This window comes from uncultured Turicimonas sp. (assembly GCF_902477955.1).
Classification (GTDB): domain Bacteria; phylum Pseudomonadota; class Gammaproteobacteria; order Burkholderiales; family Burkholderiaceae_F; genus Turicimonas.
Map to the genome: position 1 here is coordinate 42,606 of NZ_CABSJB010000017.1, position 16,330 is coordinate 58,935.

The window sequence follows — 16,330 nt, forward strand, 5'->3', positions numbered from 1 at the left end:
CCTTTTTCACTAAGCGTTTAAATAACGGTCCACCGCTTCGGCACAACGGCGTCCTTCCGCAAGTGCCCAAACCACTAAGCTCTGCCCTCTTCGGCAGTCCCCTGCCGCAAAGACCTTAGGCACATTTGTAGAGAACGAGTTTACTCCTTCATACTGTGCGCGGGCATTGCCTCGAGGATCCGTCTCAACGCCGAAGGCTTCCAAAACCTCTTGATTCGGATGGAGGAAGCCCATAGCCAAGATAGCTAAGTCGACTTCGATTTCAAACTCAGAACCCGGAATTTCTTCAAACTTCGGTCTCTTAGTAACCGGATCGGTTGACCAATTCAGACGTACCGCCTTGATACCCTTGAGTTCACCCTTTTTATCGCGGATAAACTCTTTGGTCATAATGGCCCAGTCTCTTTCGCCGCCTTCTTCATGTGAAGTGGAGGTTCTCAGAATACGAGGCCAAAGCGGCCAAACTTTCATCTTGTCGTACTCTGCGCTTGGACGCGGGCCCAAGTCGATCTGAAGAATTTCAGCGGCTCCCTGCCGAACGGCCGTTCCCAAACAGTCGCTGCCGGTATCCCCGCCGCCGATAATCAGCACTTTCTTGTTCTTAGCGTTGATTTCTTCTTTGACCGAGACTTCATCATTGATCTTGTTCTGACGAGGCAAATACTCCATAGCGAAGTGAACTCCTGCACCTTTTCTGCCTTTTACCGGCAAATCGCGAGGCTCTTCCGAACCGATAGCAAGAACAACCGCATCAAAATCACGAAGAAGTTCGGCAGGATCCACATGTTTTTCTGCGTCAGACCAGATGCCCTTAGGGGCTGCCCCGGTGCCAATATAGGTGTTGTATCTGAATTGCACACCTTCGGCTTCCATCTGATTGATTCTGCGCTCAATGACGGTCTTATCCAGCTTGAAGTCAGGAATACCGAAGCGAAGCAATCCACCGGCTTTGCTGTTCTTCTCAAAAACTGTCACAGAGTAGCCTTTTCTGGCAAGCTGCTGTGCACAAGCCAAGCCGGAAGGGCCGCTGCCGATAACGGCAACGGACTTGCCGTTAAGCTGAGCAGGTATTTGCGGCTTGACCCAACCCTGGTTCCAAGCGTGAGTAATAATTGCACGCTCCACCGACTTTACGCCCATCGGCTTGCTGGTGTAGTTAAGAACACAGCCGTTTTCGCAAAGAGCAGGACAGACACGAGAGGTAAATTCCGGAAAACTATTCGTTGAGGAAAGAACCTCGTAAGCGGCTTCCCAGTCTTCCTTATAGACCAGGTCGTTAAAATCCGGCGCAATGTTGTGCAAAGGACAGCTGAACGTACAGAACGGCGTTCCGCAATCCATGCAGCGAGCCGCCTGCTGCTTTGCTTCCTTGGGATTGAGCGGCGTAATGAATTCACGGAAATGTGTTTTTCTCTGTACTGCCGGCTCGTGCTCTTGTTCGAGGCGTTCAAATTCTAAAAATCCTGTTGTTTTACCCATGATTAAACTCCTGCGGGGCGAGCGAGTCCCTTGATAAGGGCTTGTTTATATTCTTTCGGGAAGACCTTGATAAATTTCTGACGGGCACTGTTCCAGTCATCCAAAATTTCTCTTGCTCTCTGGCTTCCGGTGTACTTGAAGTGCTTCTCAATCTGATCGAGAAGAATTTCTTCGTCAGTTTTGCCCAGATGCCAGGTGGACGGTTCGCCGGAAACAAGCTGTTCCTTAGAACTCATGACGGATTCCAACTCAACGCTTTCCATGTTGCAGTTAGAAGCAAATGTACCTTCCTTGTCATACACATAGGCCACACCGCCGGACATACCGGCTGCGAAGTTTCTGCCGACTTCACCGAGCACAACCACGGTACCGCCCGTCATATACTCACATCCGTGATTGCCGACCCCTTCTGCTACTGCGGAGGCTCCGGACAATCTGACCGCAAAACGTTCCCCGGTAATGCCGTTAAAGAAAGCTTCACCGCTGGTTGCACCGTAGAGAACGGTATTACCGGCAATGATATTTTCCTCGCCCTTGCCGCGGAAATCCGTCGGACATCTGACGATAACTCGTCCGCCGGACAAGCCTTTACCGACATAGTCATTGCCCTCCCCGACGAGATCCAAAGTAACGCCTTTGACTAAGAAAGCGCCCAAGGACTGTCCGGCGGTGCCGGTAAGCTGGATGTGGATCGTATCGTCCGGGAGAGCTTCATCGCCGTAACGTCTGACAACTTCGGAAGAAATCTTTGTTCCGACACAGCGGTGGATATTCTTAACCGGAGAAATGAAGCTGACTTTCTGACCCTTTTCTAAAGCCGGCTTGCAGGCATCAAGCAACTGGAAATCCAATTCTTTTTCAAGCCCGTGAGGAATGTCGATGCTATGACGCTTTTTCTTTGGATCGGATTCTTCAGGAACATACAGGATGCGGGAAAGATCGACCTTACCGCATTTAGCAAGGTCCATTTCTTTCTGTTTCAAGAGTTCTACGCGGCCGACTAACTCTTCGAACTTTCTTACTCCCAAGCTGGCCATGAGTTCTCTGACCTCTTCGGCAACGAAGAAGAAATAGTTGATGACATGCTCAGGCTGGCCTTTGAATCTCTTGCGCAGAACCGGGTCTTGTGTAGCAATACCAACGGGACAAGTATTGAGATGGCACTTTCTCATCATGAGACAGCCTTCGACAACCAACGGTGCCGTTGCAAAACCAAACTCATCGGCCCCGAGAAGAGCACCGACAACAACGTCACGGCCTGTCTTGATCTGACCGTCAACTTGGACGCGGACTCGATCTCTCAAACCATTAAGAACCAAAGTCTGCTGAGTTTCTGCCAAACCCAACTCCCACGGAGTCCCGGCAAACTTGATGGAAGAAAGCGGAGAGGCTCCGGTTCCGCCGTCATGCCCGGCAATAACAATGTGATCTGCTTTAGCTTTTGCTACACCGGCAGCCACGGTACCAACGCCCTGTTCGCTCACGAGCTTGACGCTGATGGAGGCTCTATCGTTAGCCATCTTCAAATCGCGAATGAGCTGAGCCAAGTCTTCGATAGAATAAATATCATGGTGCGGCGGTGGAGAAATCAAACCAACGCCCGGCACGGAGTAGCGCAGCTGAGCAATATATTCAGAAACTTTATGACCCGGAAGCTGACCGCCTTCACCGGGTTTTGCACCCTGGCTCATCTTGATCTGAATCTGATCGGCACTGTTGAGGTACTGAGCGGTGACACCGAAACGGCCGCTGGCGACCTGTTTAATTCTTGAACGCAGAGAATCGCCTTTCTTAAGCGGAATATCCACCACAATGCGATCCTCTCCAAGAATCTTCTTCAAGCTGTCGCCGTCTTCAATGATGGGCTTGCCGGCTTTCATCTCCGCTGCGTAACGCTTCGGATCTTCGCCGCCTTCACCGGTGTTGCTCTTGCCGCCGATGCGGTTCATCGCAATAGCCAAGCAAGCGTGGGCTTCAGCGGAAATGGAACCTAAAGACATTGCGCCGGTAGCAAAGCGCTTAACGATTTCAGAAGCCGGTTCCACTTCATCTACCGGAATGGCTTTGGCCGGATTCACTTCAAATTCCATCAATCCTCTGAGAGTCATCTGACGCTGACTCTGATCATTGATGATTTCGGCGTATTCCTTGTATGTCTGATAAGAGTTAGAACGTGCGGCATGCTGAAGCTTATAAATTGCCTCCGGCGTCCACATGTGTTCCTCTCCGCGGGAGCGCCAGTTGTATTCGCCGGATTCGGGAAGAAGTTTGCCCTTGGTCGGGATCTTGAAAGCATTTTCGTGATCGTTGACGGCTTCCTGCATCACATCAAAAATGCCCAAACCGCCGACTTTGCAGCTGGTTCCGGGGAAGTAGCGATCAACGAAAGCTTTTTCCAAGCCCAATGCCTCAAAAATCTGAGCGCCGCGGTAACTCATATAAGTTGAGATACCCATCTTACTCATGATCTTCTTAAAGGCTTTCCCGATAGCCTTGATGTAGTTTTGAATTGCAGCTTCCGGATCGATTTCCGTGTTGCCCTTGTAGTGCTTCTTGAGCGTCTCCAGAGCCAAGTACGGATGGATGGCCTCGGCACCGAAAGCGGCTAATAAAGCCATGTGATGGGTTTGCACTGCGCTGCCGGTTTCAACGATGATACCGGTCTCCATGCGCAAACCGTTTTTAATCAAATGCTGATGCAAGGCGCTGATGGCTAAAGGAGCCGGGATTGCAACACGATCTTTGTCGACTCTGCGGTCAGTCACGATAATAATGTTGTTGCCGTTTTGGATGGCATCCACGGCTCTGGCGCAGATGGAAGCCAATCGTGCTTCTACGCCTTCCGCACCCCATTCTGCCGGATAAGTGATATCCAACTCATAGGACTTGAACTTGCCGTTGGTGTACTTCTCGATTTGACGCATCTTGGCAATTTCATTAAAGCCGAGAATCGGCTGAGAAAGTTCCAAACGAAGAGGCGGATTAACGTTGTTGATATCGAGAAGATTCGGTCTCGGGCCTACGAAAGAAATCAAGGACATCACCAATTGTTCGCGAATAGGGTCAATCGGCGGATTTGTGACCTGCGCAAACAGTTGACGGAAATATTGATAAAGCGGCTTAGACTTCTTAGAGAGCATGGCTAGAGGCGTATCGTTGCCCATAGAACCGAGAGGTTCCTGGCCTTTTTCTGCCATCGGGAAGAGGACGAACTTCAAATCATCTTCCGTGTAGCCGAAAGCCTTTTGTCTTTGCTGCAAAGGAACCGGATTGTGTTCCGGGATCGGATCGGGCGCAACAATGTCGGAGAGATGGATGTTAAGGCGCTTGGTCCATTCTTTGTACGGATTAGCTAAAGCGAACTGACGTTTAATTTCTTCGTCCTCGACGATTCTGCCTTGTTCCGTATCGACAAGGAACATCTTGCCCGGCTGCAGACGCCATTTTTTCTTGATCTTGCTTTCCGGGATCGGGAGTGTTCCGGCCTCAGATGCCAAGATAACAATATCGTCGGTGGTCAGCAAATATCTTGCAGGACGCAGACCGTTTCTGTCTAAGGTGGCACCGATTCTTACACCGTCGGTAAAACAGATAGCGGCGGGACCGTCCCAAGGCTCGAGCATGGCGGCATAGTATTCATAAAAATCTTTCTGGCCCGGCTTCATTTGGGAAGCTTGTTCCCAAGCTTCCGGGATTGTCATCATCACGGCTTGGGCCAGCGGATAACCGCTCATGACAAGAAGTTCAAGCATGTTGTCTAAGCATGCCGTATCACTCTGACCTTCGTAAATAATCGGAAGAAGTTTCTTGACGTCATCGCCTAATACATTGGAAGCAACGGTTCTTTCACGGGCACGCAGCCAATTGAAATTGCCTTTGACGGTATTGATTTCACCGTTGTGGGCTACCATTCTGTAGGGATGAGCCAACTCCCAGCTCGGGAAGGTGTTAGTGGAGAAGCGTTGGTGAACCAAAGCAATCGCGGAGGTCAGTCTGGCATCCATCAAATCGTTGTAGTAGAGGCCCACTTGATGAGCAAGGAGCAGCCCTTTGTACACGATAGTTCTGGTAGACATGGAAGGAACATAAAATTCCTTGCCGTGCTTCAAGTTTAAGGCTTGGATTTTATGGCCGGCGAGCTTGCGGATAACGTAGAGCTTTCTTTCGAGAGCATTCGGCACCATGACATCTGCGCCGCGGCCGATAAAGATTTGTCGGATAACGGGAGCAGCTTTGCGGACGGTTTCGGAGAGTTCGATATTTTCGTTAACCGGAACATCTCTCCATCCGAGAAGGACTTGACCTTCGGCTTTAACGGTTCTTTCGATTTCCTGTTCACAGGCTCTGCGGGAAGCATGTTCTCGCGGAAGGAAAATCATACCCACGCCGTAATCGCCGGGCTGAGGAAGCAGAATATTCTGCTTGGCCATTTCGGTGCGGAAGAATTGGTCAGGAATCTGAATCAAGATGCCTGCGCCGTCGCCAAGCAGCGGGTCGGCGCCGACCGCACCGCGGTGATCCAAATTCTGAAGAATCATCAATGCCTGTTGGACAATTTCGTGGCTTGGTATTCCTTTAACACTAGCCACAAAACCGAGTCCGCAGGCATCATGTTCAAATTTAGACTCATACAGTCCAAATTTCTCAGCCCTTTGACGGATCTCCTGAATGTTTGTCATGGGGATGCTCCTAATTGTTCGAGAGTTTTTTATCAACGTAATCGAATGTAAACCAATTAGGAGCATTAAATGCCAAAAGTTTTATTAAACTGTCCCTCTTATTTATAATCCGTAAGGACTACCTTATTTAAATAGGGACATATTAATCGGAAATTTCAGATTTTCGAGGTCTTCCTCGGCCTCTTTCAGGCCAGATTCTGCTGGGTTCAACGTGGTTTTCTAATAGAAATTCCCGATCGGCCCAAGGCCATCCTCTGATCAGATGCTTTTCTAAATCTTCCCCTTCTCTCTTGGGATATCCTCCGGGGAATAAAACTTTATAAGCTTTCTGACGCTCAAAAGGAGTATTGCCCAAACCCCAATATTCTTTTCCGGGGGCCATAAAGTAGTCATTCCTCAGGCCGGCATGATGACTGTAGCTTGACCAAGGGTATAAAACCGCTTCCTGATAACCTTTTGTCTCCGGCAGCCACTCCATATAAAGCAGTGCATTTAAACAGCGGTTCTTGCCTTGAACCACGCAAGAGCGGAATCTTCCATGCCAAAGCGCTCCCGAACGGCGATAAGCATCATTGAAATAACGCGAATACAAACGGCAGAAGGCTTGCGTAAACTTAGACACATCCTCTGCAGAATTTCTAGGCGTAATTAGAAAGTCTATTTGAGAAGGGAGGATGGCATAGCCTGTCATATCCACATGATGCAAAGATACAACCTTGGAAAATAAGCTCAGCATCGCATCCAAATCTTCAAGCATCGGCATCAAAGAAATGTCCGCTGCACCGTAAACGCGGACATAATGAACTTGGCTTGGGAGAGAGAGTCTGGCTAATCGGGCCATGAAACTTCCTTTAATCTGTCACTAATTTTAGTACTTAATTGTAGCGAGTTTTCCATGCTTTGAGTCGATACTTGAAGAGACGGCTGCTGGCACAGAATCATTAGCTGATACAGAATCTCCCAAGAAGAGCTTGCCTTAACATAGTTCCGACTTCCTGAGAAGTTCTTTTTCAGGTGCATTGGCCGTTGATATTTTTTCCGCCGATACGGATTGATTGGTCTGGCTTGAAGTTGTTGTTTTTTTCGGCCAGGAAAGGATAATCATATTCGCGACAATAGCCGCACCTCCAATTAACTCATAAGCATTGAAGGAAGAGTTCAAGAAGATAACGGAAAGCAAAACCGCCGAGAATGGTTCGAAGGAAGCAAGAATTGCTGAAATAGATGGAAGAACGTATTCCGTACTTTTTAGATAACACCAGAAAGCGGCAACCGTTCCGAAAAGAACAATCTGAGCATAAGCTAGGAATGACGAGATATTCCATTGAACATTGTCATTAAAGAGCGGAGTAAAGCACATTGCAATCAAACCTCCGATAAGCATTCCCCAGCCGACAACAAATGAAACTCCTGCTCTTTCAATAGCCTTCTTGGGTTGAACGGTACAAAAGGCACCGCAAGCTGCTGAGGCCAATCCCCAGAGGCAGCCTCCCCACGACAAATCGGAAATTCTAAAATTTCCTTTAGTCACCAGAAGAGAGATTCCAATTAAAGCCAAAAATAAACAGAGTATTTCTTTAAAGGATGGTTTTCTTCCTTTCATCAGCACAAAATAAAAGATAATGAACAACGGACCAAAACCGACCATGAGAGCGGCTATCCCTGCATTACTAACGGAAATAGCCTTAAAAAAAGTCCATTGAATCAACAAGACACCTAAGCCGTAAATAATTACGTCTCTGAGGTTCCGCAAGTCACTGAAAGGCGAGAAGATACTTTTTCTAGTGGTTGCCGCATACAGAAGTAAAAGGCAGATTCCAGAGCCAAATAATCGCAACGTAGTTAAATCAGAAGAAACAAATCCACAGGAATCGAATAAGAATTGAGCACAAACTGCCATGCTTCCCCAGCACCAGCCGGCAAAAGAAGCAAGCAGCACTCCTTTTAAAGTATTAGACATAATTTATTGAGATTTAAGGTTATTAGTTCAGTTTGAATAAGGTCATTTCTATAAGTTGTAATCCAATCTTCCGGCATTACGGATACAAAATAAGTTTTAAAAGCTGCGCCGGAAAGTTTGGTTTAGAAGACTTTGACTGGGAGAACTTCATCCCAAATTCGTCTAGCGTTACAACAAACATGATTCTTTCAACATCGTGCCGTTGGCCTTCCAGATAAGCCCGATGCTGGTTCTAAGAAACGACCGCCGTTGTCAAAAAATTGTGAACTGCTGAAGGATCCATTCTTGCTCTTTAGATGCTTGCATCCGAAGCGGGGCGCAGGCCTCAGTAGCTTTCCAAGCCCAGAAAAAGGCTCCATCAAAAGCATGGCTGTCTTCGCATTTATTTTCATCAAAAACAGAGCCAGGAACGGAAACGCAATGCTCTTGGCTCAAGAAGCTGCACCAAAGAACATTGAAAATTGAAAACTTCCCGTCTTTAAATGCATCCTCTACATCATCGGCGGTTTTAATCACTGACTTCTCCTCGCGGAATAGAAAACGGACATAAGAATTTATTCAACCGTATGCAAAAATCATGCCAAGTATTGGTCAAGCGCGCCCAGCATGAGTCTTCCAGAGGAACGGACAAAAATATCCGCTAACTTTCTTCAACCAAGAAGCACTTTTCTAGTGCATTTGTTCCTCGGTAGTGCACAAATTTTCGAAGCTCGTCCGCGTAGGATTATCTTTGCCGCTTATATATCCGCCAAGGCTCTCCGTGTTTCTCACTGATTTGAAGTTAACTTGTTTAGAACCAGATCACGAATAGAGGAAGGAATCAAGGGATTCCAGACCAACGACAATTGAATTTGCGCCGGAGCATCAACGATTGGTCTAGCGACAATATTCTTAGGTATCCAGTCTTTGAAAGATTCTCCTAACATGGCAATACCTTGCCCGCAGCTCACATAGGCCATCTGTCGAGAACTAGACTGCACTTCATGGCAGATTCGAGGTGTAAAGCCGCCTATGTTTTCGCATATACGCACCAGTTCGTCAAAATATTTAGACGCCACTTCTCTTCGATGAAAAACAAACTCCTCATTTCGTAAATCTTTCAGGAAGATTTCTCGGTTTGCCGTTAGCCGATGCCCCTTGGGCAATAGAATAATCGGCCGCTCCCGGCGTAATGGAATCAGCCTCAGCCGCTTATCATCCAAGTCCTTAAAAAGACCGATACCGAAACTAATTAAACCTTCGGAAACCTCAATTTCTACATCGCGCGAGTCGACTTCTTTTGTAAAAATCTCAATCTTCGGAAAGTCTGCCTTGACCTGTTTTTTAAAGTCCGGTACCCAGAAGAGCATCGCTTCCGCATTAGCACCAACCGTCAAAATTCCGCAAGAATCTTCCCGCATTTGATTTAAGGAATAGTAGAGCTGCTCGGCCTGCGTTATAAAACGCTCAATAGAAGGAAGTGCGGCTTTGCCTTCTTCGGTCAGCGAAACTCCTCTCGGCGAACGCCGTAAAAATTTCAAATTCAGATTTTGTTCTAACTCATTGAGTTGGTTAAGCAAAGAAGGAACCGATAAGTTCAGCTTAGCCGCTGCTTTTCTTACGCTTTGATTCTCGGCTACCACCGCAAAAAGCAGGAGCTGGCGGATAGTTTTGTGATCGAAATGATGTGCCATGGTTGCGGTCAGTCTGTTTGAACACTGTGTTTAGAAAGTTTAATCACTGAAAGCTTGAAACGGCAATTTTCTTTTCTACACTTTTTTCGTACAAGGAGAGAAGAAAAATCATGTCCCTCAGCACATTAGGTCTTTTTTTAGTTGTTGTTTTCATCACCTGCGTTACTCCGGGTGCGGGCGTTTTATACACCCTACACAATGCCGTCAATTACGGCGTAAAAAATGCCTTTATGTCACCGACAGGCAATGCCATCGGCGTAGCCGTCATGTCCGTCATTGCCGCCAGCGGCATGGGCGCAGTGATTAATAACAGTCCTGTTCTTTTCTACGGACTGCAGACTGCCGGGTGTCTCCTCATGGCTTGGTTTGGCTGGAAGAGCTGGAAGGCTCCAACCATTGCTCTCAAAGATCGTCTCGGGACACCATTGGATCCGGCAGAACAAAAGACAAGAAACTGGAACATCCTTGCCAGCGCCGCGGTTTTGCAGATGACCAATCCTATGTTGATTGTTTTTCTGCTTTCATTGATGCCTCAGTTTATTGATCCGAAGCAAGCGTACCTGCCGCAAATTACCATTCTTATCGCGCTCTTTGTCGGTATCTGCTGGTTGGTTCATATCGGCTACAGCTACAGCGCTGCAATGGCATCCGACAGATGGATGGGACCGAAATTCTCTTTCTACCTTAATAAGATAAGTGCCTTTCTTTTCTGGGGTATCGGCGGCTCCGTGATGCTCCATCTTTACGGACTCGTTTAGGCAAAGACAAGGCGGGAGATTAATCTTCATCCGGCACCAACTTCATCAGGCTGACCGTTTCAATCAGCCTTTTCTTTTTGTTTAATTTGATGCTTCGTAGGAAGGATTAAACACTCTCTCATATTCCTTAACAGCGTAGCGGTCGGTCATTCCTGCAATGTAATCGGCTACGGTCCTTTGGACGCCCCCGTTAATGGCTTTTTCATAAAAGTTTGGAGGAAGCAGTTCGGGATAAGAGGTAAATTGCTCAAAGAGTTTTTGAATGACTCGAGAAGACTTATTCATTACTCGAAGAACCTGATAATGCTTATACAGGGCTTGCATCAGATAGCTCTTCAAGACTTTCATCTGAGCAATTCCCTCATCAGAGAAAGCGATTAGAGGGTATTGAAGATTTCTGACGTCCTGCACGGACTTCAAGGTTTCTCCTTGGATCTTTTCGGAGCTGTTAGTCACTAAGTCATCGACTAAGTAACCAATCACTCGTCTGACAACTTCTTTCTGGCTTCTTCTGATCGGGAGGCCGGGATATTGTTTCTCAACTTCTTCAAAAAACTTTCTGTAAATCGGAACGTTCTCAAACAGTTCTTTGTGCGTCAACAGTCCGCATCTCAACCCGTCATCCATATCATGCGTACTATAGGCTATCGCATCGGCGATATTAACGAGCTGAGCCTCCAAGCTCGGCTGAGTTTTTTCTAAGAATCTCTTACCCAAGTCGCCCAAGCGCATAGCATTGAGAATATTGCAGTGCTTCAAAATGCCTTCGCGAGTTTCCCAAGTCAAATTCAGACCGTCAAAAGCAGGATACTGCTCTTCAAGCTTGTCGACGATCCGCAAGGACTGAAGATTATGTTCAAAGCCTCCGAACATTCGCATGCATTCATTCAATGCAGTTTGACCGGCGTGTCCGAAGGGTGTATGCCCTAAATCATGAGCTAAGGCGATAGCTCCCGTCAGATCGCAGTTCAAAGCAAGTCTTGAAGCTGCGGTACGGGCAATCTGTGCAACTTCGATAGAGTGCGTAAGACGAGTTCTAAATAAATCCCCTTCATGATTGATAAAGACCTGGGTTTTGTACTCCAGTCTTCTGAAAGAGGCCGAATGAATGATTCTGTCGTGATCACGCTGAAATTCGGTGCGCGTTTTACTTGGATTTTCCGCATAAACGCGCCCCTTAGATTCCGAAGAATGGCAAGCGTACGGAGCTAAAACTAGATTTTCATGAATCATGCCACATATCCTCCTTCAACGAGAACTTCCCGAACCAGTTCTTCCGGAACTTCAGAAACGTATGACTCACCGAGCTTATTAAGCAAGACAAAATGGATGACGCCGCCCGTGCTCTTCTTATCGCCTTTCATCGCTTTAATAGCTTCATCGACAGACAGGCCTTCGATTCGAACAGGCAAGTTGGCTCTTTCCAGCAATTTTCTTACGCGCTCGACATCTTCTTCTGTCAGATTGCCGAGTTTTTGACTTAAGTTTGCGGCGAGCATAAGACCGCAGCCGACAGCCTCGCCGTGGAGCCATGTTCCGTAGCCGGTCAGTTTTTCTATGGCGTGACCGAATGTATGTCCGAGATTCAGACAAGCGCGCCTTCCCGCTTCTTTTTCGTCTTCAGCCACCACGGCTGATTTAATCTTGCAGGAACCGGCAACAATTTCAGCAGTTTTCTCCGAGTCCAGCGCCATCAAAGATTCCATATTCGCTTCGAGATCGGCAAAGTAATCTGCATCCGCAAGCATACCGTGCTTAATAATTTCGCCGATACCGGCACTTACTTCTCTTGCAGGAAGTGTTTTCAGAACGGAAGAGTCAGCGATTACGGCAGAGGGCTGATGGAAAGATCCGATCATATTTTTACCGGCAGCCATGTTCATCCCAGTTTTACCGCCTACGGAAGAATCTACCTGAGCCAAAAGGGTTGTCGGAACCTGAATAAATTTGATTCCTCTCATATAAATGGAAGCGGCAAAACCGGCCAGATCTCCGACAACTCCGCCGCCTAAAGCGATAACGACTGATTTTCTGTCAGCGCCCATTTCCGCTAACTTGGTCAGCACCATAAAAACCGAATCCCAATTTTTAAAGGCTTCTCCATCGGGTAATTCGAGGTACTCGGTACGGACCTCTTCACTGCAGATTTTGCGTACCTTTTCTCCATAGAGGGGGCCGACCGTTGTATTGGTCACAATAAGAGCTGAAGAAGGATGAATTTTTTTTAGCTCTTGGGCAAGCTGAGGAAGACTATTTTCTCCCAGGTAGATCTTGTACGGAGCTGATCTGACGCTCACATCGATTGAAATCATCCTTATTTTTCCTTTCCTAATTCCTTCAGCAACTCTTTGCACATTTGATTAAAACTGAGCTTATCCGTATCGAGCGAGAAATCTCTGACCTCGGTATAAAGAGGGTCTCTTTGCCGCATCAAGTTTTCGATGGTCTGCATCGGATTTTCCGTTTGGAGCAAAGGACGGCTTGAGTTGCGTGTTCTAAAAAAGCAGATTCTCGGGGACACCGTCAAATGCACGACACAGGCATTTCCATTTTTTAAGATTTCCCGGTTTTCATCCCGCGTAACCACACCGCCTCCGGTTGCCACGACAAAGCCTTCTTTCTCGATAAATTCTCTGAGGAGTTCGGTTTCGCGCCGGCGGAAACCCTCTTCTCCTTCTTTTGCAAAAATCTCGGGAATTTTTACGCCGGTTCTGCCCTCAAGCTCTTCATCTAAATCCACGAACTGATAGCCAAGCTCTTTGCTGCAGTATTTGCCGAATGATGATTTCCCGGCTCCCATCATTCCAATGAGAAAAATAGATTTGTAAGCTTTTACAGAATTGTTATGCATAAGCCTGTAATTGTGGCTGTCTTGATAATCATACGGAGGTTTAGATTTTATAATGTTTGCTGGTTTTCTTTAACTATTTAAGATATTTTCAGCAGTGTTCTCTTCTAAAAAGACTCCGCCAAAGAAAGCTCCTGCCAAAGCAGCTGCTGCGAAAAAAGCTCCCGCCCGCAAAAAGACGGGTTCGAGTTTTTTTGCCTTTATTAAGTATTCGATCGCTACGATTCTTGCTCTCGCGTTAGCCGGAATCGGACTGGCCCTGTTTGTTTTTGCGCTTGTGTACTCTCAGCTGCCGCCAATCGATACGGTAGTTGACTACAAACCGAAAGTCCCGATGAGAGTCTGGACGGCAGATGGGAAGCTCATTGCTGAGTTCGGCGAAGAAAGAAGAGACTTCGTCACCATCGATGAGATTCCGGCTCATGTAAAGCAAGCCGTGATTTCTGCTGAAGATGACGGCTTTTATCACCATGCCGGTATTGAACCGAAAGGGTTCGTCCGCGCCGCTTTAGCTAACTTTGCTTCCGGGAAAAAGAGCCAAGGCGCCTCCACCATTACCATGCAGGTTGCCAGAAACTTCTTCTTATCCAGCGAAAGAAGCTACGTCAGAAAACTTTATGAAGTTGCCATGGCTTTCAAGATTGAAGCCAACCTCACCAAAGATCAGATTCTTCAGATCTACATGAATCAGATCTTCCTCGGCAACCGTGCTTACGGCTTTGCAGCCGCCGGCCGTACGTATTACGGCAAAAATATTCAGCAGCTGTCTATCGGAGAAGCCGCAACTTTGGCTGGTCTTCCGGCTGCACCGTCCGTATACAATCCGTTCGCCAGCCCGAAGAGAGCAAAAGTCAGAAGAGACTACGTTCTCGGGCGCATGAGAGACTTAGGCTACATCACGCCGGATCAATATCAGCATGAAGTTGATGCTCCAATTCAAACGCGCTTGACCAGACTTGCCGAATCTTCTTTGACGCCGACCAAGATGAATTCTTCTTTGCATGCTGAATATGTTGCAGAGTTGGTCAGAACCTTGATGTTCGACGTGTTCCAGCAGGAAACTTACACCCGCGGCTTAAACGTCTATACGACGATCAATTCCGAAGATCAGAATTATGCTTATCAATCTTTGAGAAGCCACGTTCAGGCCTACGACCGTTCCCGCGGCTACCGCGGACCGGAAGATAAGGTTGACTTATCTAATCCTGCCACAGCCCAGCAAAACATTAACAATGCTCTGCAGGAGGCTTTAGTAGCAGCAGACATGCCTGCCGTCGTGGTATTAAAAGCCTCTTCGGCAGAAGTTGTCGTACAGAACTCTTCCGGCAAGCAAATCACGATTAAAGGCAAAAACCTTGATTTCGTTAAGAATTCTCTTCAGCCTAAAGCAAAACCTGACCTGAAGATTGAGAAAGGTTCTGTCGTTCGCATTCAGTCCGGCAAGAACAATGAGTGGGAAATCACTCAACTGCCTCAAGCTGAAGCCGCATTTATTGCCACCAACTACACTACAGGAGCCATTCAAGCCTTGGTCGGCGGCTATGACTTTAACCTGAACAAGTTCAACCACGTCACTCAAGCTTGGAGACAGCCTGGTTCTTCCTTCAAGCCGTTTATTTACTCGGCAGCCATTGAGAAAGGCTTCTCTCCTCAAACCGTTATTAATGACGCTCCTATTGTCTTAGATCCGTCAGAAACCGGCTTTAAGAAATGGAATCCGAAGAACTTCTCCGGCAAGTTCAGCGGCCCTGTCATGATGAAAGATGCGTTAAGAAAATCTCTTAATCTCGTCTCCATCAGAATTCTTCAGGCCATTACACCGAGATATGCCGTCGACTTTATTCAGAGATTCGGGTTTGAACCGGACAAACATCCACCTCACCTTTCTCTGGCTCTTGGTGCAGGCAGTGTCACACCTTGGGAAATGGTTAAAGGATTCTCGGTTTTTGCTAATGTCGGCAAACGAACCGAACCGTATTTGATCTCCAAGGTTACTGACCCGAACGGCAAGATTCTTATGCAGTCTACAGTTGAAGCAGAACGCCTTGCCGGAACTGAAGTACTTGATCCGCGCAATGCCTACATCATGCACAAGATGCTTAACGGCGTTGCCACCAGCGGAACAGCAGCACGAACAACAGCAACATTAAAGAGAAGAGACATCGGCGGGAAGACCGGCACCAGCAACGACTCTTATGACGTTTGGTTTGTCGGCTATGCCGGAGAGCAGCTTGCTGCCGTTTGGATGGGCTATGACCAGCCAAGAACATTAGGCAGACGAGCTCAAGGCGCCAGCTTAGCTCTTCCTATTTGGGTTGATTACATGAAGTTTGCAGTCAAGAACGACCCTGAAGTTGTTCGTAAAGCGCCCTCCGGAGTCACTGAGGAAGGCGGCAATTACTATTACACCAACCGTAAAGATGCGATTCCGTCTTTAGGTGTTGATGAACAGCCTGCAGACAATGATCCGTTAGGAGCTTTGATTCAGAATTCGAATATTCGAGGCCAAATTTTCTAATAAGGGTAAATCCCTATATAAACTAAATGAGAATTATTCTCGTTTGATGTATAGTTCTTCTTACTGAATCAATTTTGATTCGACTCCTTGAGCGAGGCCAGCCTCGTGGGTAGTTAGTTAATGGGGATTGCCATTCGCAAAGAATAGGCACTTAACCGCAGATGGCAACAAAACCATCTGCGGTATTTTTTGTTTTAAAAAAAAGCTCTTCTAAAATCTAATATAAGGACTGCGCGCCAAGACTTTAGCTGATTCTATTTTTTATCAGACCGACCCGTAAAACACCGTCCTTTAGGACGGTGATATAAGGGTCGAATATAATAATTTTTTCAGTAAGGCGTATTCTGTTGTTCAATGTACTGTTTGATAATAGAAATAGGTGCACCCCCACAACTTGCAGCAAAATAAGAAGGAG

Annotated in this window: 11 protein-coding genes and 1 pseudogene; 2 read left to right on the forward strand and 10 right to left on the reverse strand. The window is 47.2% G+C overall.

Going from position 1 to position 16,330, the window contains the following annotated elements:
* Positions 1-9: 9 nt before the first annotated feature.
* From RDK53_RS06535 to RDK53_RS06560, 6 genes are all read right to left on the reverse strand, one after another.
* On the reverse strand, positions 10-1,479 hold the full coding sequence (locus RDK53_RS06535) for a glutamate synthase subunit beta (RefSeq protein ID WP_308513825.1): 1,470 nt from the start codon (positions 1,477-1,479) through the stop codon (positions 10-12).
* 2 nt (positions 1,480-1,481) lie between these two features.
* Positions 1,482-6,158, reverse strand: a complete 4,677-nt coding sequence (locus RDK53_RS06540) for a glutamate synthase-related protein (protein ID WP_308513826.1) — start codon at positions 6,156-6,158, stop codon at positions 1,482-1,484.
* A 142-nt stretch (positions 6,159-6,300) separates the two neighbouring features.
* Positions 6,301-6,999 carry a transposase gene (locus RDK53_RS06545; RefSeq protein ID WP_308513827.1) on the reverse strand — a complete coding sequence of 233 codons (699 nt, stop codon included), beginning with the start codon at positions 6,997-6,999 and terminating at the stop codon, positions 6,301-6,303.
* Between the two features lie 135 nt (positions 7,000-7,134).
* Positions 7,135-8,118 carry a DMT family transporter gene (locus RDK53_RS06550; protein WP_308513828.1) on the reverse strand — a complete coding sequence of 328 codons (984 nt, stop codon included), beginning with the start codon at positions 8,116-8,118 and terminating at the stop codon, positions 7,135-7,137.
* A 252-nt stretch (positions 8,119-8,370) separates the two neighbouring features.
* Positions 8,371-8,634: a hypothetical protein gene (locus tag RDK53_RS06555; protein WP_308513829.1), complete on the reverse strand. Its 264-nt coding sequence runs from the start codon at positions 8,632-8,634 to the stop codon at positions 8,371-8,373.
* A 251-nt stretch (positions 8,635-8,885) separates the two neighbouring features.
* A complete protein-coding gene (locus tag RDK53_RS06560) occupies positions 8,886-9,791 on the reverse strand; it encodes a LysR family transcriptional regulator (protein WP_308513830.1) in 906 nt (301 codons plus the stop codon).
* 110 nt (positions 9,792-9,901) lie between these two features.
* Between RDK53_RS06560 and RDK53_RS06565 the strand changes: the two genes are divergently transcribed.
* Positions 9,902-10,549, forward strand: coding sequence for a LysE family translocator (locus tag RDK53_RS06565; RefSeq protein ID WP_308513831.1), 648 nt, complete (start codon positions 9,902-9,904; stop codon positions 10,547-10,549).
* A gap of 81 nt (positions 10,550-10,630) precedes the next feature.
* On the opposite strand, the gene RDK53_RS06570 is transcribed toward RDK53_RS06565, so the two are convergent.
* Genes RDK53_RS06570 through RDK53_RS06580 form a run of 3 tightly spaced genes read right to left on the reverse strand, consistent with a single transcriptional unit; the run spans position 10,631 to position 13,400 of the window.
* Complete coding sequence (locus tag RDK53_RS06570; RefSeq protein ID WP_308513832.1) at positions 10,631-11,782, reverse strand: deoxyguanosinetriphosphate triphosphohydrolase; 1,152 nt, start codon at positions 11,780-11,782, stop codon at positions 10,631-10,633.
* Entirely contained in the window at positions 11,779-12,861 is a 1,083-nt protein-coding gene (aroB, locus tag RDK53_RS06575) for a 3-dehydroquinate synthase (protein WP_308513833.1), read from the reverse strand. Before aroB ends, RDK53_RS06570 begins: the two co-directional genes overlap by 4 nt.
* Before the next feature lie 2 nt (positions 12,862-12,863).
* Positions 12,864-13,400, reverse strand: a complete 537-nt coding sequence (locus RDK53_RS06580; protein WP_308513834.1) for a shikimate kinase — start codon at positions 13,398-13,400, stop codon at positions 12,864-12,866.
* Between the two features lie 94 nt (positions 13,401-13,494).
* On the opposite strand from RDK53_RS06580, the gene RDK53_RS06585 reads away from it, so the two are divergent.
* Positions 13,495-15,915, forward strand: coding sequence for a PBP1A family penicillin-binding protein (locus RDK53_RS06585; RefSeq protein ID WP_308513835.1), 2,421 nt, complete (start codon positions 13,495-13,497; stop codon positions 15,913-15,915).
* Positions 15,916-16,244: 329 nt separating this feature from the next.
* Here the strand turns inward: RDK53_RS06585 and RDK53_RS06590 are convergent.
* Positions 16,245-16,330: pseudogene (locus tag RDK53_RS06590) on the reverse strand (IS200/IS605 family transposase); the annotation flags it as partial.